At 71.9% G+C, this 23,201-nt stretch carries 23 protein-coding genes; 1 reads left to right on the top strand and 22 read right to left on the bottom strand.

Going from position 1 to position 23,201, the window contains the following annotated elements:
* Positions 1-6: 6 nt before the first annotated feature.
* From rpoZ to pyrR, 10 genes are all read right to left on the bottom strand, one after another.
* Positions 7-291, bottom strand: a complete 285-nt coding sequence (gene rpoZ, locus J2W21_RS07350) for a DNA-directed RNA polymerase subunit omega (protein ID WP_307113832.1) — start codon at positions 289-291, stop codon at positions 7-9.
* A gap of 41 nt (positions 292-332) precedes the next feature.
* Complete coding sequence (gmk, locus tag J2W21_RS07345) at positions 333-950, bottom strand: guanylate kinase (RefSeq protein WP_307113831.1); 618 nt, start codon at positions 948-950, stop codon at positions 333-335.
* Between the two features lie 39 nt (positions 951-989).
* A complete protein-coding gene (gene mihF, locus J2W21_RS07340; RefSeq protein ID WP_307113830.1) occupies positions 990-1,304 on the bottom strand; it encodes an integration host factor, actinobacterial type in 315 nt (104 codons plus the stop codon).
* An 87-nt stretch (positions 1,305-1,391) separates the two neighbouring features.
* Positions 1,392-2,261 (bottom strand): orotidine-5'-phosphate decarboxylase, encoded by an 870-nt coding sequence (gene pyrF, locus J2W21_RS07335; protein WP_307113829.1) that lies wholly within the window; start codon positions 2,259-2,261, stop codon positions 1,392-1,394.
* Positions 2,254-5,574: a carbamoyl-phosphate synthase large subunit gene (gene carB / locus J2W21_RS07330; protein ID WP_307113828.1), complete on the bottom strand. Its 3,321-nt coding sequence runs from the start codon at positions 5,572-5,574 to the stop codon at positions 2,254-2,256. The genes pyrF and carB overlap by 8 nt, the downstream gene beginning before the upstream one ends.
* The gene (gene carA, locus J2W21_RS07325) at positions 5,574-6,731 is read right to left on the bottom strand and encodes a glutamine-hydrolyzing carbamoyl-phosphate synthase small subunit (protein WP_307113981.1); all 1,158 of its coding nucleotides are present in this window, start codon (positions 6,729-6,731) and stop codon (positions 5,574-5,576) included. The genes carB and carA overlap by 1 nt, the downstream gene beginning before the upstream one ends.
* A 92-nt stretch (positions 6,732-6,823) precedes the next feature.
* Entirely contained in the window at positions 6,824-7,351 is a 528-nt protein-coding gene (locus tag J2W21_RS07320; RefSeq protein ID WP_307113827.1) for a PH-like domain-containing protein, read from the bottom strand.
* Entirely contained in the window at positions 7,351-8,688 is a 1,338-nt protein-coding gene (locus tag J2W21_RS07315) for a dihydroorotase (RefSeq protein WP_307113826.1), read from the bottom strand. Before J2W21_RS07315 ends, J2W21_RS07320 begins: the two co-directional genes overlap by 1 nt.
* Positions 8,685-9,692: an aspartate carbamoyltransferase catalytic subunit gene (locus J2W21_RS07310; protein ID WP_307113825.1), complete on the bottom strand. Its 1,008-nt coding sequence runs from the start codon at positions 9,690-9,692 to the stop codon at positions 8,685-8,687. Before J2W21_RS07310 ends, J2W21_RS07315 begins: the two co-directional genes overlap by 4 nt.
* Positions 9,689-10,294 (bottom strand): bifunctional pyr operon transcriptional regulator/uracil phosphoribosyltransferase PyrR, encoded by a 606-nt coding sequence (gene pyrR / locus J2W21_RS07305; protein ID WP_307113824.1) that lies wholly within the window; start codon positions 10,292-10,294, stop codon positions 9,689-9,691. The genes J2W21_RS07310 and pyrR overlap by 4 nt, the downstream gene beginning before the upstream one ends.
* 161 nt (positions 10,295-10,455) lie before the next feature.
* Between pyrR and J2W21_RS07300 the strand changes: the two genes are divergently transcribed.
* Positions 10,456-11,751 carry a PrsW family intramembrane metalloprotease gene (locus J2W21_RS07300; RefSeq protein ID WP_307113823.1) on the top strand — a complete coding sequence of 432 codons (1,296 nt, stop codon included), beginning with the start codon at positions 10,456-10,458 and terminating at the stop codon, positions 11,749-11,751.
* A 57-nt stretch (positions 11,752-11,808) separates the two neighbouring features.
* Here the strand turns inward: J2W21_RS07300 and nusB are convergent, their stop codons facing one another.
* The 12 genes from nusB to J2W21_RS07240 form a co-directional block, all read right to left on the bottom strand.
* On the bottom strand, positions 11,809-12,219 hold the full coding sequence (nusB, locus tag J2W21_RS07295; RefSeq protein ID WP_307113822.1) for a transcription antitermination factor NusB: 411 nt from the start codon (positions 12,217-12,219) through the stop codon (positions 11,809-11,811).
* The gene (efp, locus tag J2W21_RS07290; protein ID WP_307113821.1) at positions 12,219-12,782 is read right to left on the bottom strand and encodes an elongation factor P; all 564 of its coding nucleotides are present in this window, start codon (positions 12,780-12,782) and stop codon (positions 12,219-12,221) included. Before efp ends, nusB begins: the two co-directional genes overlap by 1 nt.
* A 71-nt stretch (positions 12,783-12,853) precedes the next feature.
* Positions 12,854-13,363 (bottom strand): tetratricopeptide repeat protein, encoded by a 510-nt coding sequence (locus tag J2W21_RS07285; RefSeq protein WP_307113820.1) that lies wholly within the window; start codon positions 13,361-13,363, stop codon positions 12,854-12,856.
* Positions 13,360-14,463: a 3-dehydroquinate synthase gene (aroB, locus tag J2W21_RS07280; RefSeq protein WP_307113819.1), complete on the bottom strand. Its 1,104-nt coding sequence runs from the start codon at positions 14,461-14,463 to the stop codon at positions 13,360-13,362. The genes J2W21_RS07285 and aroB overlap by 4 nt, the downstream gene beginning before the upstream one ends.
* On the bottom strand, positions 14,460-15,023 hold the full coding sequence (locus J2W21_RS07275; RefSeq protein ID WP_307113818.1) for a shikimate kinase: 564 nt from the start codon (positions 15,021-15,023) through the stop codon (positions 14,460-14,462). Before J2W21_RS07275 ends, aroB begins: the two co-directional genes overlap by 4 nt.
* Positions 15,020-16,219 (bottom strand): chorismate synthase, encoded by a 1,200-nt coding sequence (aroC, locus tag J2W21_RS07270; RefSeq protein ID WP_307113817.1) that lies wholly within the window; start codon positions 16,217-16,219, stop codon positions 15,020-15,022. Before aroC ends, J2W21_RS07275 begins: the two co-directional genes overlap by 4 nt.
* Before the next feature lie 26 nt (positions 16,220-16,245).
* On the bottom strand, positions 16,246-17,130 hold the full coding sequence (locus tag J2W21_RS07265; protein WP_307113816.1) for a shikimate dehydrogenase: 885 nt from the start codon (positions 17,128-17,130) through the stop codon (positions 16,246-16,248).
* Positions 17,127-19,175 carry an endolytic transglycosylase MltG gene (gene mltG / locus J2W21_RS07260; protein WP_307113815.1) on the bottom strand — a complete coding sequence of 683 codons (2,049 nt, stop codon included), beginning with the start codon at positions 19,173-19,175 and terminating at the stop codon, positions 17,127-17,129. Before mltG ends, J2W21_RS07265 begins: the two co-directional genes overlap by 4 nt.
* Before the next feature lie 5 nt (positions 19,176-19,180).
* Positions 19,181-19,732, bottom strand: coding sequence for a Holliday junction resolvase RuvX (ruvX, locus tag J2W21_RS07255; protein ID WP_307113814.1), 552 nt, complete (start codon positions 19,730-19,732; stop codon positions 19,181-19,183).
* A gap of 12 nt (positions 19,733-19,744) precedes the next feature.
* Complete coding sequence (gene alaS / locus J2W21_RS07250; RefSeq protein WP_307113813.1) at positions 19,745-22,423, bottom strand: alanine--tRNA ligase; 2,679 nt, start codon at positions 22,421-22,423, stop codon at positions 19,745-19,747.
* Between the two features lie 113 nt (positions 22,424-22,536).
* Positions 22,537-22,749, bottom strand: coding sequence for a hypothetical protein (locus J2W21_RS07245; protein WP_307113812.1), 213 nt, complete (start codon positions 22,747-22,749; stop codon positions 22,537-22,539).
* A 38-nt stretch (positions 22,750-22,787) separates the two neighbouring features.
* On the bottom strand, positions 22,788-23,168 hold the full coding sequence (locus J2W21_RS07240; RefSeq protein ID WP_307113811.1) for a DUF948 domain-containing protein: 381 nt from the start codon (positions 23,166-23,168) through the stop codon (positions 22,788-22,790).
* Positions 23,169-23,201 lie beyond the last annotated feature (33 nt).

Below are 23,201 nucleotides of genomic sequence, written 5' to 3'. Positions count from 1 at the left end.
CTGGTCCTACTGGTCCTCGGACTCCGTGGCCGGCTCTTCCTCGGCGGCGGGGGTCGCGACGAGGAGCCCCTCGTTGATCTCGCGCAGGGCGATCGACAGCGGCTTCTCATTCAGACGGGTGTCCACGAGCGGACCGACGTACTCGAAGAGGCCCTCGTGCAGCTGGGCGTAGTAGGCATTGATCTGCCGGGCACGCTTCGCACCGAAGATGACGAGGCCGTACTTGGAGTCGGACTTCGTCAGGAGGTCGTCGATCGGCGGGTTGATGATGCCTTCGGGGGTCGAGGACAAAGTGGGTCTCCAATGCTCTTTCGTAGCGGATGGCCGGCGCGCTAGCGCGACGCGGGCCGGGCGTGCGGCGTCAGTCCCATGAGTGACACAAGCTCGTCTGCCGCGCGCTTCACGTCGTCGTTGACGACGGTGACGTCGAACTCGGGCTCGGCAGCGAGCTCTATTTTAGCCGTTTCGAGGCGGCGCTGCTGTTCCTCGGCCGTTTCGGTGCCGCGCCCGCGGAGGCGGCGCACCATTTCGTCCCAGCTCGGAGGGGCCAGGAACACGAACTGTGCGTCCGGCATGGCGGCCTTGACCTGGCGCGCGCCCTGGAGGTCGATCTCGAGCAGGACGTGCTTCCCGGCGGCGATCGCCTCGTCGACGGTGCGGCGCAGCGTGCCGTAGCGGTTCTGCCCGTGGACCACGGCCCACTCGAGGAACGCGTCCTCGGCGACGAGCCGCTCGAACTCGGTGGGGCCCACGAAGTAGTAGTGGACGCCGTCGACCTCGCCCTCGCGCGGATCCCGGGTCGTGGCCGAGACGGAGAGCCACACCTCCGGATAGGTGTCCCGGATGTACGTCGAGACTGTGCCCTTGCCCACGGCCGTGGGCCCCGCGAGGACGGTCAGCCCGCCGTGCCCGGCCTCGGATGCGGCCGTCTGGTCCTGTGCGTGCTCCACGCTGTCCCTTCGTCAGAGCCCGGGATGCCCCGGGCATGTTCAGCCTGCCAGAAAATCTACCAGCGCACGCCGCTGGTGGACGCCGAGGCCCCTGAGGCGGCGGCTCGGCGCGATGCCGAGTGCGGCGAGGATCGCCCGGGCGCGCACGGGCCCGATGCCGCGGAGGCACTCGAGCATCTCGGTGACCTTCAGCCGCGCGAGCGCCTCGTCGTGGTCCGCCTGGGCGAGGAGCTCCCCGACGGTCAGCTCCCCGGAGTGGAGGGCGGCCTTGGCCCGGGAGCGGATCCCGCGCGCCTCGACCGCCTTCCCGAGCGCCGCGCGCCTCTCCTCGGGTGTCAGGGGTTCCAAGGCCACTGCGCCGCCTCCGTGCTCGCCCGGATCGCTCGGGAGCCCGCGGCCACTGCGGCGCGCGGACTCCCCTAGAACGTAGACCGGCGCGAGTCAGCCCCGCAAGCCCTCGAGGGTCCGCTCGGCACGCGCCCGCACGCCCTGGGGCTCGGGGCCCCCGGCGAGGATGTCCCTGCTGGACGTGCCCAGCACCCGGGGGTAGGCCTGCCCGAACGTCTCCCGCAGGACCGCGGGCGTGGCCCCCTGGGCGCCGAGGCCCGGGGCGAGGATCGGCCCGCCCATCGCGGCGAGGTCGAGGCCGAGGCGGCCGATCGCGTCCCCCACGGTGGCCCCCACGACGAGGCCCACGGAGCCCAGGCCGCGCTCTGCGCCCGCGTACCGGCCGTTCTCCGCGGCCGCTGCGTCGACGATCCGCCGGGCCACGGAGGAGTCCCCGCCCACGTGCTGGACCGAGGCGCCCTCCGGATTGGAGGTCAGGGCGAGCACGAACACGCCGCGGCCCGTCTCCGCGGCGGTCTCGAGCGCGGGCCGCAGCGACTCGAAGCCGAGGTACGGGCTCAGGGTGACGGCGTCCGCCGCGAGCGGGGACCCCTCCCCCAGCCAGGCCTGCGCGTAGGCCGCCATGGTGGAGCCGATGTCCCCGCGCTTCGCGTCGGCGATCGTGAGCAGCCCGGCGTCGGCCGAGGCCGCGAGGAGCTCCTCGAGCGCCGCGATGCCGGCCGAGCCGTGGCGCTCGTAGAGAGCGACCTGCGGCTTGAGCGCCGCCGCGACCTCGGCGACCCCCTCGAGGACCGCGGCCGAGAAGCGGCGGAGGCCGTCGGCGTCGTCCGTCAGCCCCCACGCGGCCAGCAGCGACGGGTGCGGGTCGACGCCGACGCAGAGCGGGCCACGGGCGGCCACCGCCCCGGCGAGCCGCTCGCCGAAGGGCGCGCGGCCCGCTGGGCGGGCGGTGGGCTCAGGCACGGGCAGGCTCCGCGGCGTCCTCCGCGGGTGCGGCCGAACCGCCGCGCACCGAGGCGGCGTGCTCCTGCAGGCTCGTGACGTCCCACTCGAAGCTGCGCATGGCCTCGATCGCGAGGACGGCGAAGTTGAACTCGGCGACCGTCGTGATGCAGGGCTTGCCGACCGAGGTGGCCGCGGCGCGGATCTCGTAGCCGTCGCCGCGCGCGGCGCCGCCCGAGGGCGTGTTGAAGACCATGTCGACCTTCCCGTCGTTGATCAGGTCCACGATCGTGCCCTCGCCGCCGTCGCTGACCTTGCGGACCACGGTGGCGCTGATGCCGTTGCGGTTGAGCACGGCGGCGGTGCCGCCCGTGGAGAGGATCTCGAAGCCGAGGTCGGAGAGCTTCTTCACCGCCATGATGATCGAGCGCTTGTCCCGGTTCGCCACCGAGACGAACACCCGGCCCGAGGTCGGCAGCGAGCTGTTCGCCGCGGCCTGGCTCTTGGCGAACGCCGTGTCGAAGTGCTTGTCGATGCCCATGACCTCGCCGGTCGAGCGCATCTCCGGGCCGAGCAGGCTGTCCACCACGGTGCCCTCCGGCGTGCGGAAGCGGCTGAACGGGAGCACGGCCTCCTTCACGGCCACGGGTGCGCTCTCGGGCAGCACCGCGCCGTCGCCGGTCTCGGGCAGCATGCGGTAGGCGCTGCGCAGCTGCTTGATGGTCACGCCCGTGCCGATGAGCGCGGCGGCCTTGGCGAGTTGGACCCCGGTGGCCTTCGAGACGAACGGGACGGTCCGCGAGGCGCGCGGGTTGGCCTCGAGCACGTAGAGCACGTCCGCGGCGAGGGCGAACTGGATGTTGATGAGCCCGCGGACGCCCACGCCCGCGGCGATCGCCTCGGTGGCGGCCCGGACGCGCTCGGCCACGTCGGTGCCGAGGGTGACCGGCGGCAGCACGCACGCGGAGTCGCCGGAGTGGATGCCGGCCTCCTCGATGTGCTCCATGATGCCGCCCAGGTACAGGTCGGTGCCGTCATAGAGGGCGTCGACGTCGATCTCGATCGCGTCCTCGAGGAAGCGGTCGATCAGGACCGGGTGGTCCGGGGTGATCTCGGTCGCGTTGTCGATGTAGCGGCGCAGGTTGGGCTCGTCGTAGACGATCTCCATGCCGCGGCCGCCGAGGACGTACGAGGGCCGCACGAGGACGGGGTACCCGATCTCGTCCGCGATGCGCCGGGCCTCCTCGAAGGAGACGGCGGTGCCGTTCTTCGGCGCGACGAGGCCGGCGTCGTCGAGCACCTGGGCGAACGCGCCGCGGTGCTCGGCGAGGTCGATGGCCTCAGGCGAGGTGCCGAGGATCGGCACGCCCGCGTCGGCGAGCTGCTGGGCCAGCTTCAGCGGCGTCTGGCCGCCGAGCTGGACGAACACGCCGATGACGCCGCCCGTGCGCTCCTCCGCGGCGATGACCTCGAGCACGTCCTCGAGCGTGAGTGGCTCGAAGTACAGGCGCGTGGAGATGTCGTAGTCGGTCGAGACCGTCTCCGGGTTGCAGTTGACCATGACGGTCTCGTAGCCGGCCTTGCGCAGCGCCATCGTGGCGTGGACGCACGAGTAGTCGAACTCGATGCCCTGGCCGATGCGGTTGGGGCCCGAGCCGAGGATGATGACCGAGGGCTTCTTGTGCAGCTCGACCTCGTCCTCCTCGTCGTAGGACGAGTAGTGGTACGGGGTGTAGGCGGCGAACTCCGCCGCGCACGTGTCCACGGTCTTGTAGACCGGGCGGATGCCGAGCGCCTGGCGGACGCCGCGGACCACTGCCTCGGAGGAGTGGGTCAGCGCCGCGATCTGCTCGTCCGAGAAGCCGTGGCGCTTGGCCAGGCGGAGCACGTCCTCGGTGAGCGCCGGGGCCGCCTTGATCTCCGCCGCGACCTCGTTCAGGAGGGCGAGCTGGTCGAGGAACCAGGGGTCGATCTTCGTCGCCTCGAACAGCTCCTCGACGCTCGCGCCGCCGAGGAGGGCGCGCTGGACCTGGGCGAGGCGCTGCGTCGTCGGGCGCTTGGCCTGCTCGACGAGGTCGGCGACCTCGTAGTCCGGAACCGGGGAGAAGTCGAGCTGGGCGCCCTTCTGCTCGAGGGAGCGGAGCGCCTTCTGCAGGGCCTCGGTGAAGTTGCGGCCGAGGGCCATTGCCTCGCCCACGCTCTTCATCGTGGTCGTGAGGGTCGGGTCCGCGGCGGGGAACTTCTCGAAGGCGAACCGCGGCACCTTCACGACGACGTAGTCGAGCGTCGGCTCGAAGCTCGCCGGCGTCTTCTGCGTGATGTCGTTCGGGATCTCGTCGAGCGTGTACCCGAGGGAGAGCTTCGTGGCGATCTTCGCGATCGCGAAGCCGGTGGCCTTGGAGGCCAGGGCCGAGGAGCGTGAGACGCGCGGGTTCATCTCGATCACGACGACGCGGCCCGTGGCCGGGTCGACGGCGAACTGGATGTTGCAGCCGCCCGTGTCCACGCCGACCTCGCGGATGACCGCGATCGCGACGTCGCGCAGCTTCTGGTACTCGCGGTCGGTGAGCGTCAGTGCCGGGGCGACGGTGATGGAGTCGCCCGTGTGGACGCCGACCGGGTCGAAGTTCTCGATCGAGCACACGACCACGACGTTGTCGTTCTTGTCGCGCATCATCTCGAGCTCGTACTCCTTCCAGCCGAGGATGCTCTCCTCGAGGAGCACCTCGGTGGTCGGGCTGTACTGCAGGCCCGCTCCGGCGATGCGGTGCAGGTCCTCCTCGTTGTACGCCATGCCCGAGCCGAGGCCGCCCATCGTGAAGGAGGGGCGGACCACGACGGGGTAGCCGAGGTCCTCGACTGCAGTGAGCGCCTCGTCCATGGTGTGGACGATGTGGCTGCGGGCGCTCTCCGCGCCGCAGCGCTCGACGACGCCCTTGAACTTCTCCCGGTCCTCGCCGAGCTCGATCGCGGCGATGTTCGCGCCGATGAGCTCGACGCCGTACTTCTCGAGCACGCCGTTCTTGTCGAGCGCGATGGCGGTGTTGAGCGCCGTCTGGCCGCCCAGAGTCGGAAGGACCGCGTCGGGGCGCTCCTTGGCAATGATCTTCTCGACGACGTCCGGGGTGATCGGCTCGACGTAGGTCGCGTCGGCGAGCTCCGGGTCGGTCATGATCGTGGCCGGGTTGGAGTTGACGAGGATGACCCGCAGGCCCTCCTCCTTGAGCACCCGGATGGCCTGCGTGCCGGAGTAGTCGAACTCGGCCGCCTGGCCGATCACGATCGGCCCGGAGCCGATGACCAGGACGCTCTTCAGGTCTGTGCGCTTGGGCATTACTTCGCTTCCTCGGTCTCGGTGGTCGTGGTGCTCGTGGACGCCGACTCCATCAGCGCGATGAAGCGGTCGAACAGGTACGCGGCATCGTGCGGGCCGGCCGCGGCCTCGGGGTGGTACTGGACGGAGAATGCCGGGATGTCGAGGCACGCGAGTCCCTCGACGACCTGGTCGTTGAGGCTGACGTGGGAGACCTCGACGCGGCCGTAGCGCTCCTCCGGAGCGGTGGTCGCGCCCTCGAGCGGGGCGTCGACGGCGAAGCCGTGGTTCTGGCTCGTGATCTCGACCTTGCCCGTGCGGCGGTCGATGACCGGCTGGTTGATCCCGCGGTGGCCGTAGCGCAGCTTGTAGGTCCCGAAGCCGAGGGCCCGGCCGAGGATCTGGTTGCCGAAGCAGATGCCGAAGTAGGGCAGCTTCTCATCGAGCACCGAGCGCAGCAGGCGCACCTGGGCGTCGGCGGTGGCCGGGTCGCCGGGGCCGTTCGACATGAAGAAGCCGTCGGGATTGACCGCCCGCACGTCCTCGATGGTCGCGGTGGCGGGGAGCACGTGGACCCGGACCCCGCGCTCGGCGAAGCGGTGGGGGGTCATGGCCTTGATGCCGAGGTCGATGGCCGCGATCGTGAAGCGGGGCTCGCCCTCCCAGCCGTGGTCGGCGGGCTCGACCGTGTACGCGGCGTCGACGCTGACCTCTTCGGCCAGGCGGGAGCCCTCCATGGGCGCGCTCGCGCGCACAGCCTCGAGGAGCTCCCGCTCGGGGCGGCGGGCGGCGTCGCCCGAGAAGATGGCGGCGCGCATCGTCTTGTGCTCGCGCAGGTGGCGCGTGACCGCGCGGGTGTCGACGCCCTGGATGCCCACGATCCCCTGGGCCTCGAGCTCCTCGTCCAGGCTGCGCTCGCTGCGCCAGTTGGACGGGCGGCGCGCAGGGTCGCGGACCACGTAGCCGGCCACCCAGATGCGGCGGGACTCGGCGTCTTCGCTGTTCACTCCGGTGTTGCCGATGTGGGGTGCGGTCTGGACGACGATCTGCCGGGCGTAGGACGGATCGGTGATCGTCTCCTGGTACCCGGTCATGCCCGTCGCGAAGACGGCCTCGCCGAGGGATGTCCCCACGGTGCCGTAGCTGTGGCCGCGGAACGTCGTCCCGTCTTCGAGCACGAGGACGGCGGGCTGCCGCGTCCTGGTGCCCTGCGCCGGGGCGCCTGCGGCTGCCGCTGTCCCTGCTTCTGGCACGCTGGTGGCGTTCTCAGTCACTGCTCACTCTTTCCCTGACCCGCGGCGCGTCCGGCCGCGGAACCCATCACATTCTCGATTGCTGCCACGAGGGCTTTCTTCTCTTCGGCGTAGCGGGGGCGGAACCCCGTCTCGACGGCGGTCTCCCCGAGGAGCCAGCCGACGACGACGAGGCCGTCCTTCTCGACGAACTTCCCGGCCATGCCCGAGGCGAGGCCCACGTCCTGCAGGTCCTCGCGGGGGATGAAGAAGGCGCCGGCCCCTGAACGGTCGAAGGCCACACCCTCCTCCAGGACCACCGCATCCGCATCCGTCCGCACGCCGAGGCCGTGGACGGCCACCCGGTCCAGCCAGTCCCCCGCCGTCGTCGTGACGACGTACTGGCCGCTGCACCGGTAGCGCTCGGCTCCGGCGGCCTCGGGGACCCGACGGGGCGCCGGGATGCCGGACTGCCGCTTGAGCCGGCCGCGCCATCCGATCCACATCAGCGCGGCGAGGACCACGGCGAGGGCGAGCATCGCCAGTCCCGGCCCGAAGCGGTCCATCAGTGCTCCCCCGCGCGGGCGCCGGCGAAGGCCGGGTGCGGGGCGTTGAGCTCGCCGTCGAGCACCGTCGGGTGGCCGGCGTAGAAGGTCGCGACGACCCGCCCGGGCAGCTCGCGGCCGGCGAACGGCGAGTTGCGGCCCTTCGTCGCCTGGGCAGCAGGGTCCACGGTCCATCGCGCGGCCGGGTCCACGAGGACCAGGTGCCCGGGCTCGCCCTCGGCGAGCGGGCGCCCATGGTCGCTGTCCCGGCCGATCTTCGCGGGCGCCTCGGACATCGCGCGGGCCACGTCGCGCCAGCCCATGAGGCCGGTCTCGACCATCGCCAGCTGCACGACGGACAGCGCCGTCTCGAGCCCGGTCATCCCCATCGCCGCCTGCACCCACTCGCACTCCTTGTGCTCGCTCGGGTGGGGGGCGTGGTCGGTCCCGACGACGTCGATGGTGCCGTCGGCCAGGGCCGCACGGAGCGCCTCGACGTCGTCGTGCGTCCGCAGCGGCGGATTCACCTTGTACACCGGGTCGTAGGTGCGCACGAGTTCATCCGTGAGCATCAGGTGGTGCGGGGTGACCTCGGCCGTCACGTCGATCCCGCGGGCCTTGGCCCAGCGGATGATGTCGACCGACCCCGCGGTGGAGACGTGGCACACGTGCAGGCGCGATCCCACGTGCTGGGCCAGGAGGACGTCGCGGGCGATGATGCTCTCCTCGGCGACCGCAGGCCAGCCGGGGAGGCCGAGGACCGAGGAGACCGCGCCCTCGTTCATCTGGGCGCCCGCCGTCAGCCGCGGTTCCTGGGCGTGCTGGGCGACGACGCCGTCGAACGCCTTGACGTACTCGAGGGCCCGCCGCATGAGGACCGGGTCGTGGACGCACATGCCGTCGTCGGAGAACATGCGCACGGCCGCGGCGGACTCGGCCATGGCGCCGAGCTCCGCGAGCCGCTCCCCCTTCAGGCCCACGGTCACGGCCCCGACGGGACGCACGTCTGCCCAGCCGGCGCGGCGCCCGAGGTGGGCCACCTGCTCGACCACGCCCGCCGTGTCCGCAACGGGATTGGAGTTGGCCATCGCGTGCACGGCGGTGTAGCCGCCGAGGGCAGCCGCCTTCGAGCCCGTCTCGACCGTCTCTGCGTCCTCGCGGCCGGGCTCGCGCAGGTGCGTGTGGACGTCCACGAGTCCGGGCAGCGCGACGAGGCCGTCGGCATCGACCACGGTGGCGCCGGAGGCGTCGAGCCCGGACCCGATTCCGGCGATGACGCCGTCGGCGACGAGGAGGTCGGCGGGGGTCTCGCCGTACAGGGAGGCGCCCCGGACGAGGTAGCGCGGCGAAGCCGTCATGAGGCTGTCTCCTTCAGCTCGGGAGCGGCCGCGGGGTACCCCGCGGAACCGCCGGACATCAGCAGGTAGAGCACGGCCATGCGCACCGAGACGCCGTTCGCGACCTGCTTGAGGACCTGGGACCGTTCGGAATCCGCGGCGGCCGAGGAGATCTCGAGCCCGCGGACCATCGGGCCGGGGTGCAGGATGACGGTGTCCTTCAGGCCCAGTTCGGTCAGGCGGGCGAACCGCTCGTCGCCGAGGCCCCAGCGGCGGGAGTACTCGCTGGTGGAGGGGAAGTAGGAGGCATTCATGCGCTCGACCTGGACGCGCAGCATCATGATGGCGTCCGGGCCCGAGGCGATGGCCTCGTCGAGGTCGTAGGTCACCTCGCACGGCCACCCGTCGACCCCGATCGGCAGGAGCGTGGGCGGGGCGACGAGTGTCACGTGCGCCCCGAGGGTGGCCAGCAGCCACACGTCCGAGCGGGCGACGCGGGAGTGGAGGATATCGCCGACGATGAGGACGCGCGCGCCCGCGAGGTCGGCCCCCGCGGAGGACGTGCCCGCAAGGCGGCACAGGTGGCGCCGCAGCGTGAAGGCGTCAAGCAGCGCCTGGGTCGGGTGCTCGTGGGTCCCGTCGCCCGCATTGACGACGGCGGCGCTGATCCAGTCGGTCACCGCGAGCCGGTGGGCAGCGCCGGAGGCGGAGTGGCGGAGCACGACGGCGTCCGCTCCGATGGCCTCGAGGGTCTGGGCCGTGTCCTTGAGGGATTCCCCCTTCGAGACGGACGAGCCCTTCGCCGCGAAGTTGATCACGTCCGCGGAAAGCCGCTTGGCGGCGGCCTCGAACGAGATGCGCGTGCGGGTGGAGTCCTCGAAGAAGAGGTTCACCACCGTGCGTCCCCGCAGTGCGGGCAGCTTCTTGACCTCGCGGGAGTTGACCGCGCTCATCTCCTCCGCAGTGTCGAGGATGCGGATCGCGTCCTGGGCCGAGAGGTCCTTCGTCGAGAGCAGGTGCTTCACTGTGTGGCCTCCTTGGGCCCCTCGATGGCCACGAGGTCCTCGGGGAAGCCGGATCCGGCGTCGACCTCGGCGAGGCGCACGCGGACCTTCTCGGCCCGGGAGGTGGGGAGGTTCTTGCCGACGTGGTCGGCACGGATCGGCAGCTCGCGGTGGCCGCGGTCGACGAGGACCGCGAGGCGCACCGAGCGGGGCCGGCCGAGGTCGACGAGGGCATCGAGCGCGGCGCGGATCGTGCGGCCGGAGAACAGCACGTCGTCGACGAGCACGACCACCTTGTCGTCGATGCCCCCGGCGGGCAGGATCGTGCGGGCCGGCGGGCGGGTGGGCTGCCGCGAGAGGTCGTCGCGGAACATCGTAATGTCGAGCTGGCCGACGACTGCGGCCGGATCCACCGCGGGGTCGGCGGCAGCGAGTTTCGCCGCGAGCCGTACGGCGAGCGGATAGCCCCGGCGCGGAATGCCGAGGAGGACGATCCCCTCCGGGCCGCGGTTGGCTTCGAGGATCTCGTGCGCTATGCGTGTCAGCGCACGGTCGATGTCGCCCCCTGAGAGGACAACCCGGCCGGCACTCACGCTGCGCTCTTCTGCAGAGGCAGGTGCCACAGCAGACCCCTTTCCCCGCCTCACAGGACGGAATTAAATGAGGAAAACTGTCGATCCAAGCTATCACAGGCCCCGCCGCCGCATGCCGCCCGTGTGCCCGCCGTCACGTGGCCCCGCCCGGCCCGCGGGCAGATGCCCCGGCGCGGAGCTAGCCTTGGGCCATGACGAGCAACGTGCCGCCGCAGTGGCAGCAGCCCGAGCCCGGAAGCTACGTCCCGCCGCCCCGTCCGTGGCAGACCGCGGAGTCACCCTCGCGTTCCGCCGCACCCGCCCCGGACGCGGCCCCGGCACCGGCGGCAGGCGGCGCGCGGGGCACGGCGTGGCCTCCCCTCCCCGTGCCGCCCGCACGCGGGCCGAGTCTGCGGCCGGGAGCGCTCGCGCTGCTCGTCGGCGGAGGGGCCGCTCTGCTCGCCGGGCTGGCCGTGGTGGTGCCCTTCCTGCTGCGGGCCACCGGCAGCTCCGGGCTGCTGGTCGGCTTCGTGCTCTCCCTGTTCCCGCTCGCCATCGTGCTGCTGGCGGTCTTCGCCGTGGACCGCTGGGAGCCCGAGCCAAGGCGCCTGATCGTCCTGGCCCTGGTCTGGGGTGCCGTCATGTCGGTTGCGGCGACCACGCTGGTCCAGCCACTGTTCCTCGACGCCTTCGGGCCGCACTCGGGCGCCGCGCAGACCATGCGGTTCCTGGCCACAGTGGAGGCGCCCATTGTCGAGGAGGGCACCAAGGGGCTGGGCCTGCTCATCCTCATGCTCGCGGCCCGCAAGTACGTCGACGGGCCGGTGGACGGGATCGTCTACGGCATGACCATCGCCGCGGGGTTCGCCTTCACCGAGAACATCCTCTACTTCGGCCGGCTCTTCAGCGAGACCTCGGGATCCGCGGCGTCGCTCGCCGTCATCTTCACGATGCGCGGGGTGCTCTCCCCGTTCGCCCACGCGATGTTCACGGGCACGCTGGGGCTGATCATGGGGCTCGCGGCCCGGCGCTGGAGCCCGGGCCTCGTGATCGGCGCGTTCCTCGTGGGCCTGACGCCGGCGATGCTCCTGCACAACATCTGGAACAGCGGCGGAGAGGACTTCTTCCTCCTGTACGTCCTAGTGCAGATCCCGCTGTTCGGCGCCGCCGCCGTGGGGGTGTACTTCCTGCGGAGGGCCGAGGCGCGGCTGACGCATGCGCGCCTGGTCGAGTACGCCCAGGCCGGCTGGTTCTCCCCCCTCGAGGTGGAGATGCTCGCGACGCCGCGGGGCCGCAGCGCGGGCCTGAGGTGGGCGACGGGCCTCGGGCGGCGGTCCGCGATGCGGGCCTTCATCCGCACCGCGACGGACCTCGCGGCGACGCGCCAGCGCGTGCTCAGCGGACGGGATGTGCGCGGCTACGCCGCGGCCCAGCAGGAACTCCTGGACCGGATCGGCCGCGAACGCGACGCGCTGCTCGGGGTGTCGGGCGGTCACCCGCAGCTGTGAGTCAGGCGGCCGCCCGCAGCGATGAGCCGGGGGCGGCCGCCTGGCGCGGAGCCGGCCTCAGGCCAGCAGCGTCGGCTTGAGCTCCTGGAGCCGGCCGAGGAGTCCGTTGACGAACGTCGGGGACTCGTCGGTGGACATGGTGCGGGCCAGGGCCACGGCCTCGCTCACGGCGACGGCGTCGGGGACGTCGTCGTTGAAGAGGAGCTCCCACAGGCCGATGCGGAGGATGATGCGGTCGACGGAGGGCATGCGCTCGAGGGTCCACCCCTGCGCGTAGGTCCGCAGGATCTCATCGATCTGGGACTGCCGGGCCGTCACGCCGTCGACGATCTCGACGGTATAGGGGTTGATCACCTGCTCGGTGCGGTCCCGGCGCCCCTGGATGGCCACCGAAGCCGGGACACCGCGCTGCTCCGCCTCGAAGAGGATGTCGAGGGCCCGCGCACGGGCCTTTCCACGGGCGCTCACTAGTCGTTGACACGTCCCAGGTAGCCGCCGTCACGGGTGTCGACCTTGACCTTGGTCCCGGTCTCGAGGAAGAGCGGCACCTGGATCTCATAGCCGGTCTCGACGGTGGCGGGCTTGGTGCCGGCAGACGAGCGGTCGCCCTGCAGGCCCGGCTCGGTGTACGTGATCTCGAGGGTCACGCTCGGGGGGAGCTCGACGTAGAGCGGGTTGCCCTCGTGCAGCGCGATGAGCACCGTCTGGTTCTCGAGCATGAAGTTCGCGGCGTTGCCGACGGTCTCGCCCGCGACCGTGATCTGGTCGTACGTGTCCGTGTCCATGAACACGAAGTCCGCGCCGTCCTTGTACAGGTACTGGAAGTCACGGCGGTCCACCGTGGCGGTGTCGATCTTGGTGCCGGCGTTGAAGGTCTTGTCGACGACCTTGCCCGAGAGCACGTTGCGCAGCTTGGTGCGCACGAACGCACCGCCCTTGCCCGGCTTCACATGCTGGAACTCGATGACGTTCCACAGCTGGCCGTCCAGGTTCAGCACGGTGCCGTTCTTGATGTCGTTGGTGGTTGCCACGTGGCGCCTCTCGTTGCGTTCGTCTCGTCAAATCCGCAGACCATTCTAACCAGAGCGCGCCCCGTGGCCCGTCACTGCTCGCGGCTGCGCAGCTCCCGGGCCCGTCCGAGGGCCACGGTCGAGGAGTAGATGAGGCTCGCATCGGCCGACGCCGCCACCCGGAGGTCGAGCGCCTGGGAGAAGGCTTTCTCGGCCGCAGCGTAGTTGCCGCGGGAGAACTGGATCTTGCCGAGATACTGCAGGACCATCGCCTCGTTGGGGGTGCCCTTCGACTCGCTCAGGAGCTGCTGGGCGCGCTCCACGGCGCGGTCGTTGCGGTTGCCGGCGCGCAGCACGTCGAGTTCGAGCACCTTGAGCCGGAAGGACTCGGGATCGGCGTAGCGGGCCTCCACAAGGATCTCTGCCGCAGCGCTCACGTGCCCGCGGGCGAGCTCGACGAGCGCATGGTCGCGGGGATCACTGCTGGCGGCGAGGGCGTCGGCGCATCGTTCCTCGTCGACAACCTCTGTGTCCAACGTCTCCGGGTTGACCGCGACGCCGGGGAACCCGGCGTCCGGCCATTCGCGGCGGTCGCTGATCATTCTGCGGCTCCCTGCGCGATCTCCTGGTAGGCGGCGAACAGCAGCGATGCGTCCGGGACCTCGAGGATCCCGGGCTTGGCGACGTCGTCCAGCACCACGAACCGCAGGAGGTCGCCACGGGCCTTCTTGTCCCGCCGCATGCCGTCCAGGAGCGCCTGCCAGCGGTCGCCGCGGTACGTCGTGGGCAGTCCGAGCGACGTGAGGATGCTGCGGTGGCGGTCGGCCGTGGCGTCATCGAGCCGTCCCACGCTGCGCGCCAATTCGGCGGCGAACATCATGCCCACGCTCACTGCGGCGCCGTGCCGCCACGAGTAGCGCTCGGCGAGCTCGATCGCGTGGCCCAGAGTGTGGCCGTAGTTGAGGATCTCCCTGAGGCCCGACTCCTTCAGGTCCGCCGAGACGACCTTGGCCTTGACGGCGATGGAGCGCTCGATCAGCTCGCGCACCACGTCCGAGGCCGGGTCCGCGACGGCCTCCGGGTCCTCCTCGATGAGGTCGAGGATCGCGGGGTCCGCGATGAAGCCGCACTTGACCACCTCGGCCATGCCGGTGAGCAGTTCGTTGCGGGGCAGCGTGGCGAGGGCGTCGAGGTCTGCCAGGACGGCCGCGGGCGGGTGGAAGACGCCGACGAGGTTCTTGCCCTCAGCGGTGTTGATCCCGGTCTTGCCGCCCACTGCGGCGTCGACCATGGCGAGCAGGCTCGTGGGCAGGTGCACTACCCGGACCCCGCGCAGCCAGGTCGCCGCGACGAAGCCCGCCACGTCGGTGACCGCTCCCCCGCCCACCGAGACGATGGCATCGGAGCGGGTGAAGTCGTTCTGGCCCAGCACCTGCCAGCAGAATGCCGCGACCTGGATGTGCTTTCCCTCTTCGGCGTCGGGGATCTCGGCCGTGAGGGCGGTGAACCCGTCGGCCTCGAGGGAGTCGCGGACGGCGTCGCCCGTCGCCCGGAGCGCCCTGGGGTGGATCACGAGCACGCGCCGCACCCGCTCGCCGAGTACCGGAGCGAGGCGGTCGAGCAGGCCGTGCCCGACGACGACGTCGTAGTTCTCGGTGGGCGTGCTGCCCGTGACCTTGATGACCGCAGCGTCGCTGCTCATGCGATGACTCCCTCGGTGGCACGGCGGCTCCGGGCCGCGATCGTGCCTGCAATCTGGGCGGCAACCTCGGCCGCTGTGTTCTGGCCCGTGTCCACGCTCAGGGTCGCGAGGGCCTCGAAGACCGGGCGCCGGCGGTCCATGAGGGCCTTCCAGCTGTTCTCGGCGTCGCCGTGCAGGAGCGGCCTGTCGGCGCTGCCGACGAGCCTGGGGGCAACGTCGTCCCACGACGCCCGCAGGTACACGCGGTGCACGTCGCTGAGCAGTGCCCGGGTCTCATGCCGCAGCACAGACCCTCCGCCGAGGGCGAGGACGAGTCCGTCGGGATGCCTCTGCGCGAGGACCTGCGCGATCACGTCCGCCTCGGCCTGCCGGAAGGCGTCCTCGCCGTGCGCTGCAAAGATCTCCGGAATGGGGCCGTGCTGGGCGACCACGAGCGCGTCCGTGTCGAGGAAGCGCGCGCCGAGGAGCTCGGCAAGGGCCGCGCCCACCGAACTCTTGCCCGAGGCCATCGGGCCGAACAGCACGATGGGACGGTCCAGCCGGCCGTGGGCCGCGGTCATCCGGCCACCGAGTCGAGCGCTGCCGGGATCGCCGCGAGGAACGACTCCAGGTTGCGGCGGGTCTCGCCCACGGAGTCGCCGCCGAACTTCTCGAGGACGGCCTGGGCGAGCACGAGCGCGACCATGGCCTCGGCGACGACGCCCGCGGCGGGCACCGCGCAGACGTCCGAGCGCTGGTGGTGCGCCTTGGCAGCCTCGCCCGTGGCCACGTCGACCGTGCGCAGGGCGCGCGGGACGGTGGCGATGGGCTTCATCGCGGCGCGGACGCGCAGCACGTCGCCGATGCTCATGCCGCCCTCGATGCCGCCGGCCCGGTTGGTGGACCGGATGATCTTGCCGGCCTCGTCGCGCACGATCTCGTCGTGGGCGGCCGATCCGCGGCGGGCGGCGGTGCGGAAGCCGTCGCCGACCTCGACTCCCTTGATCGCCTGGATGCCCATGAGGGCGCCCGCGAGCCGCGCGTCGAGCCGGCGGTCCCAGTGCACGTAGCTGCCGAGTCCCGGGGGAAGGCCGTAGGCGAGGACCTCGACGACTCCTCCCAGGGTCTCGCCCTCCTTGTGGGCGGCGTCCACCTCGGCCACCATGGCCTCGGAGGTCTCAGGATGGAAGCAGCGCAGCGGATCGGCGTCGAGCGCGGCGACATCGGCGGGCAGCGGGAGCGGGGCGTCCTCCGGGACGGCGACGCCGGCGATCTGGGTCGTGTGGCTCACGAGCTCGATCCCGAGCTCGGCGAGGAACGCGGCAGCGGCGGTGCCGAGGGCCACACGGGCCGCGGTCTCGCGGGCGGAGGCCCTCTCCAGGACTGGGCGGGCCTCGTCGAAGCCGTACTTCTGCATGCCCGTGAAGTCCGCGTGGCCCGGGCGCGGCCGCGTGAGCGGTGCGTTGCGGGCCTGGCCCTCGAGCTCAGCCGGGTCGACCGGGTCGGAGGCCATGATCTGCTCCCACTTGGGCCATTCCGTGTTGCCGACCTGGATGGCCACGGGGCCGCCCTGGGTCTTGCCGTGCCGCACTCCGCCGAGGATCGTGACCTCGTCGGCCTCGAACTTCATGCGCGCGCCGCGGCCGTAGCCCAGGCGCCGGCGCGCGAGGGCCTGGCGGATGTCCTCGCTCGTGAGGGCGACGCCGGCCGGGAGTCCCTCGAGGATGCCTACGAGTGCCGGGCCATGAGACTCACCGGCCGTCAACCAACGCAACATGACATCAATCCTGCCACGCGGCGGCGCTATGCCGTGCGCCGGGGTACGCCCACTGAGGCGCACATCACATCTATGACATCGCGCGACCGGGCATCCTCCCGGCCGGTGAACAGCACGATCTGCTCGACGGCCTGGTAGACGAGCATCTCGAGCCCGTGCAGCACGAGGCCTCCCCGTGCCTCCCACGCCGCCGCCAGCCTGCTGGGCCACGGATCGTAGGCGACGTCGAGCAGGACGTGCACGGCGCCGTCGTCCGCCGGAACCGCGGCCAGCTCCGCGGCGAGGCCGTCGGCGGCGCGCGGCGGGAGGGTGCTGACGACGGCGTCTGCCGCGGCGAGCCGCGCGGCTCCCCCTGCCAGCGGCGAGACGGCCACCTGGAGGCCGAGCCGCTCAGCCAGCGCCGCGGCCTCCGCGGACCGGGAGGGGTCGCGCACGAGAAACTCGACGCGGCCGGCGCCGAGCCTGGCGAGGGCGGCCACGGAGGCCAGCGCCGTGTTCCCCGCGCCGACGATCACGGGATCGCGCACGGAGTCCAGTCCAGCGTGGCGGAAGGACTCGGTGATGCCGAGGACGTCCGTGTTGTGCCCCACGAGGACCGTGCCCGCGGGCGACACCTCGACGACCACCGTATTGAGGACGCCCAGCTCGGCCGCGAGCCCCTCGACCCGGTCCACGAGCGGCACGAACGCGGCCTTGAGCGGCATCGTGACCGACAGGCCGCGCCAGCCGGGCTCGCGCCGCACGCGGGCCGCGAAGGCCGGGAGCTGGTCCTCGGTGAGGTCGAAGGCGCCGTACTCCATGTCGATGCCCAGGACGCGGTAGGCCGCGCGGTGGAGGGCCGGGGACTTCGAGTGGCCGATGGGGTGGCCGAGGACGGCGGCGCGGGCCACCGTCGCGGGCGCTTCGTTCACTGGCACTTGCCCGGGTTGGCGGTGCACCACTGCTGGTACTGGGCCACGTAGCCCTGGTGCTCGGCGTAGGTCTTGGCGAACTTCGTCTCCCCCGTGTCGAGGTTGACCGTCACCCAGTACAGGTAGTCGTTCGCTGTCGGGTGCGCCGCCGCCGCCACGGCCTTCGATCCCGGCGAGCCGATCGGCCCGGGCGGCAGCCCCGTGTGCACGTACGTGTTGTACGGATTGGACGCGTCCTGCTTCTGCGCATCCGTCAGCTGCACCGTCTTCGTGCCCAGCCCGTACGTGACCGTCGCGTCCGACTGGATCAGCCCGTTGGTCTGGTCGTTGGGCTTGAGCCGGTTCTCGATCGCCCCGGCCACGTCGCCGTAGTCCGCCTGCCCGCCCTCGGCCTGCACGATGCTGGCCACCGTCAGGACCTGGTACTGCTGGTTCGGGTCGGTGATCCCGTCCTGCTTCAGCTCGTCCACCGTGGTCGAGACCAGCTTGGCCAGGATGTCCTTGGCCGAGGTCCCCACCGGGAACCGGTACTCCCCCGGCGCCAGGTACCCCTCCAGGCTCTTGGCCTTCGCCGGGAGCCCGAAGTCCCCGGGCCTGGCGTTGAGCGCATCGAGGTCCTTGCGGTCCACCGAGGCCGCCTTCGCGATCGCGTCGAGGGAGTCCCCCACCCGCATCCCGGCGCTCAGGGCGAAGTAGATCACCTTCGCGCTGTCCGAGCCGGCCAGGATCGCCGCCGCATCGGAGGCCTTCATCTCCTTCTTGAACGTGTAGTCACCGGGGTGGAGGTCGCCCCCTGCCGCGGCGAAGGCCTTGAGGAACGTCCCCGCGTCCGCGATGACGTCCTGCTGCTGGAGGGTGCTGGCGACGGCGGCCGGGCCGGAGCCGGGCTGGACTGTCACGACGACCGAGCCCGAACCCGGGCCCGCGAAGTCCTTGACCTGGTCGATGCCCAGGAGCGGCTTGAGGAACTGGACCCCGATCAGGGCCGCGCCGACGAAGAGGGCCAGGGCGAGGGTGAGGCCGATGACGACGCGGAAGCGGCGGGACCCCCGCGAAGGCTTGGGCGCGACTGGCTCGCCGAAGACGCTGTGGCCCGCGTCGAGCGGCAGGGCGATGTCGAGCGGGTGGTCGTCCGCGGCGAGGGCATGGCTCCCGTGGTGCACCACGCCGAGGAGGTCATCCTCGTGGGCGTCATCGTGCAGCCCGAGGGCCGAGTGGGCATCGTCCCACGGCGCATCGACGACCGGTGCGTGGGCCGGGGCGGCCTCTGGCTCGAGGACGGCGGAGGCGGCCGCGCCGCGCGTGAAGGCCTGCGCTGCAGCAGGGAAGACATTGCGGCGGATCGGTGCGTCCTCGGACGGCGCCGGGACCCGGCTCACGAGGCGGGTGGCGGGCTGGGCCTCCGGCACGGTGGGAAGGTACGACGTGGCAGCCGGGTCGCCCGCACGGGCGGCCGCCGCTCCCCCGTCGGAGGGAGGACGGCCCGGGGACGCGTCCGCCGCGGGGCGGGCCGCAGGGACGGGGGCGGGCAGGACCGAGGGCGCGCCCGACTCGGCGGCGGGGATGGCCGACGGCGGCGAGTAGGCGGGAGCGTGGGGGCCGGACGACGGCGGGTAGGCACCCCAGCCCATCGCGGCCGAGGTCGGGGCGACGGCAGAGTCCGCCGTCTCGAAGGAGCGGGCGCGGCGTCGGCCGTGCGTGGTCCCGGGGCGCGGACCGTCGGCGGCTGCGGGGGCGGTCCCCCGGTCCGCGGACGCTGAGGACGCTGCGGCCGCCGTGCTGGCCTGCGGCGGGCGCACCTGGGACGGCGTGGTCTCCCGGGCCGCGGCCGCGCCGGCAGCGGGCGAGCCGTCCGGGGCAGGTGGCGCGGCATCGGACGCCGAGGCGCCCCGGGGGAAGGCAGACGGAGGAGGAGTCGTGGCGCGCCGCTGCGGGGCGAGCATGCGCTGCTGCTCCTCCTGACGGGCGCGCTCACGCTCACGGATCTCGCGGCGCGTCAAGGGCCGGTCAGGCACGGCCGGGGTCGTGTTGTCCTGGGGGTCCATTCTCGCTAGCCTCTCACATCCGAGTCGTCGCTGCGGATCTCCCCACTCCGCGGATCCGGGACACCCACAGGGTCGCCGGCCTCGCCGCGGCCACGGATCAGGTCCAGCGCGTGCTGGAGTATACCCACGGCCGCCATCTGGTCCACCACTCTACGTTGCTCGCGCGAGTCCATGCCAGCCGCCCTGAGGCTGCGCTCCGCCTCTACAGTGCTGAACCTCTCGTCCACGAGCCGCACGCCGCAGGCGCTCCCGGCCGCATCGAGGGCGACGGCCAGGCGCTCGGCGAAGGACCTGGCGAGCGCCGCGGACTGGGTCTCCCGTCCGGCGAGCGTGCGCGGCAGGCCGACGAACACCTCGACCGCGCCGCGGGCGGCGGCCTCCTTGGCGAGGACGGCGATGTCGCTGTTGCGCTTGGGATCCCGGGACAGGGTCTTCAGCGGGGTGGGGAGGATGCCGTCGGGGTCGCACACGGCGACTCCGACCCGTACGGTGCCCACGTCTGCGGCGAGCCTCACGCCGCGCGGGAAGGGCCGCTCGGGGTGATGGGGGGCGGTCATAGGCGGCGCCCGCTAGCGCTGGGCGACCGCGGTCGCGACCGCGCCCAGCGCCTCGACGATCTTCGACGGGTCGGTGCCGCCGCCCTGGGCCACGTCGTCCTTGCCGCCGCCGCCGCCGCCGAGGATCCCGGCGGCCGTGCGCACGAGGGCGCCGGCCTTGACGCCGGCGGCGCGGGCCTCGTCGTTGGTGGCGACGAGGACCGCGGGGCGGCCCTTGGCCACCCCGGCCACGGCGACGGCAGCCGGGCCGGAGCCGAGGCGGGCGCGGAGGTCGAGCGCGAGCGCCCGCAGCTCGTCCGCGGAGCCGAGTTCGCCGGCGTCGTGGGTGATGAGGCGGACCCCGGCGACGTCCTTCGCGCTGCCCACGAGGGCGGCCGCGGACGCGGCGAGCTTCTCCTTGCGGAGCCGCTCGAGCTCCTTCTCAGCCGTCTTGAGCTTCTCGAGCGTCGCGGAGATGCGGTCGGTGAGCTGGGCCGAGGGCACCTTGAACATCTCGCTGAGCTCGGAGACGAGGGCACGCTCGGCGGCCTGGTGGCGGAACGCGTCGAGCCCCACGTAGGCCTCCACGCGCCGGTTGCCCGAGCCCACCGACTGCTCGCCGAGCATCGTGAGGCTGCCGATGAGCGCCGTCGAGTTGACGTGCGTGCCGCCGCACAGCTCCATGGACCACGGCCCGTTGATCTCGACGACGCGCACCCGGGAACCGTAGTTCTCCCCGAACAGGGCCATCGCTCCGGCGGCCCGCGCCTCGGCCAGCGGCATCTCGGCGGTGTTGACGGCGAAGTTGTCGCGGATCGCGAGGTTCGCGACCTCTTCGATCTCGCTCCGGGCCGCCCCGGAGAGCTGCTCGCCCCAGGCGAAGTCGAAACGAAGGTAGCCGGCCTTGTTGAAGGAGCCGCGCTGGACGGCCTCCGGGCCGAGGATCTGGCGCAGGGCGGCGTGGACGAGGTGCGTCGCGGTGTGCGCCTGCTCGGCGCCGTGGCGCCGCTCCTGGTCGACGGCGGTGCGCACCAGGGCGTCGGCGCTCAGCTCGCCCTCGCGCACGATCGCCTTGTGGACAGACAGGCCCTTGATCGGGCGCTGGACGTCGAGCACCTCGACGAGGACGCCGTCGGCGCTGATGAGGCCGTGGTCGGCGGCCTGGCCGCCCGCTTCGGCGTAGAACGGGGTCTCCTCGAGGACGATCTCCACTTCCTCGCCCGCGGACGCGCGGTCCACGCGGGAGCCGCCGGCGACGAGGCCGCGGATCCGGGACTCGCCGGCGAGTTCGGTGTAGCCCGTGAAGACGGTGTCCCCGGCGGCGTGCAGCTCCTGGAACAGCGTCAGGTCGGCGTGGCCGGACTTCTTCTCCTTGGCGTCCTTGCGGGCGCGCTGGCGCTGGTCCTCCATGAGCGCCCGGAAGGCGGTCTCGTCCACGGAGACCCCGGCCTCCTCGGCCATCTCGAGGGTCAGGTCGATGGGGAAGCCGTAGGTGTCGTGGAGCGTGAAGGCCTCCTCGCCGGACAGCGGCGAACCGGCCGACTTCGAGGCCTTCACGGCCTCGTCGAGGCGCGCGGTGCCGGCGGCGATCGTGCGCAGGAACGCCTTCTCCTCGCCATAGGCGATGCGGCTGATGCGGTCGAAGTCCTTCTCGACCTGCGGGTAGACGCCCTTCATGGCATCGCGCGAGGCCGGGAGGAGCGCAGGCAGCACCGGCTTGTCGACGCCGAGGAGGCGCATGGCGCGGACAGCGCGCCGAATGAGACGGCGCAGCACGTAGCCGCGGCCCTCATTCGAGGGCGTCACCCCGTCGGCGATGAGCATGAGCGCGCTGCGGACGTGGTCGGCGACGACCCGCATGCGGACGTCGTCGGCGTGGTGCGGATCGTCGGCGGTCTCGGCGGAGGTGTACTCCTTGCCCGAGAGCTCGGCCGCCTTGTCGATCACGGGGCGGACCTGGTCGGTCTCGTACATGTTCTCGACGCCCTGGAGGATCATCGCGAGGCGTTCCATGCCGAGGCCGGTGTCGATGTTCTTCTTGGGCAGCTCTCCGACGATGTCGAAGTCGACCTTCGAGCGCACGTTCTCGATCTGGTACTGCATGAACACGAGGTTCCAGATCTCGATGTAGCGGTTGTCGTCCGCGGCGGGGCCGCCCTCGACGCCGTAGGCGGGGCCACGGTCGTAGTAGATCTCGGAGCAGGGCCCGGCGGGGCCGGGCTGGCCGGTGGACCAGTAGTTGTCGCTCTTGCCCATGCGCTGGATGCGCTCGGCGGGAATCGAGGTGTGCGCCAGCCAGAGGTTGGCCGCCTCGTCGTCGTCCTCGTAGACGGTGACCCACAGCTTCTCGGCGGGCAGGCCGTAGCCCCCGTCGTCGACGCCCTTCGTCAGGAGGTCGAACGCGAAGCGGATCGCGTCCTCCTTGAAGTAGTCGCCGAAGGAGAAGTTGCCGCACATCTGGAAGAACGTGCCGTGGCGGGCGGTCTTGCCGACCTCCTCGATGTCCCCGGTGCGGATGCACTTCTGGACGCTGGTCGCGCGCGGGAAGGGCGGCTCCTCGCGGGCGGTGAGGTACGGGATGAAGGGGACCATGCCCGCCACCGTGAACAGCAGCGAGGGGTCACTCGAGACGAGCGATGCCGACGGCACCGCCGTGTGTCCCTTGCTGACGAAGTAGTCGATCCAGCGTCGGGTGATCTCGTGCGACTTCATGGGCGTGTTCTTCAACCTTCTCTACGAGTGGACGCGGCGCGCCGCGGCGCCGGACGGCCAGCGGATCCGTGCACCGGTGGCCCGGATGCCTTCATCAATTCTAGGCGCGGCAGCTAGTCCTGCAGGCCGAGGCCCTGGCGCAGCTCCCCTTCGCGCTCCGCCATCCCCGCGCGCACCTGGTCCGCGAAGTGGGCCACGCTGTCCGCGAGCGAGGCCACGGCCCGGTTGATGCCCCCGGGCGAGGCGAGCGAGCGGGCCGCGGAGATCTTCTGGTAGGCGACGGCGCCGAGCGCCACGCCCACGGACAGCCACACGATGCGCTTCACGAGGGTTTCCCTTCCTTGGTTGCTGCCGGACGTGCCGGTCAGCGGCTGCGGCGGCCGGAGGCGCGGGGCGTCCTCTGCCGCTGGGCGAAGGCCGACCGGACGCCGTAGGAGAACGCGGCCACCTTCACGAGCGGCGAGCCGACAGTGGCCGCGACGAGCGAGGACAGCGCCGAGACATTCGCGGTGGTGTCCGAGACGTTGGAGGCGATCCCGTCGACCTTCTTGAGCTGCTCGTGGGTGGTGGTGACGGTCATGGTGACCTCGTCCATGAGGGGCGTGGCGCCGTCGGCGAGGCTGCGGATCGAGCCCCGGAGCTCATCGAGCACGCGCCCGAGCTTCAGGATCGGCACGGCAAGCAGGGCCACGAGCACGGCGAAGACGCCTGCTGCGATGAGTCCTGCGATGTCCCCTCCGGACACGGTTCCTCCTCCCGGCGCGCGGCTCGCCCGCGC

This window comes from Sinomonas atrocyanea (genome assembly GCF_030811715.1).
In the GTDB taxonomy this organism is placed as follows: Bacteria; Actinomycetota; Actinomycetes; order Actinomycetales; family Micrococcaceae; genus Sinomonas; species Sinomonas atrocyanea_A.
The sequence above is the reverse complement of the archived record's forward strand: the minus strand, read 5'-3'. Positions and strand labels throughout refer to the sequence as shown.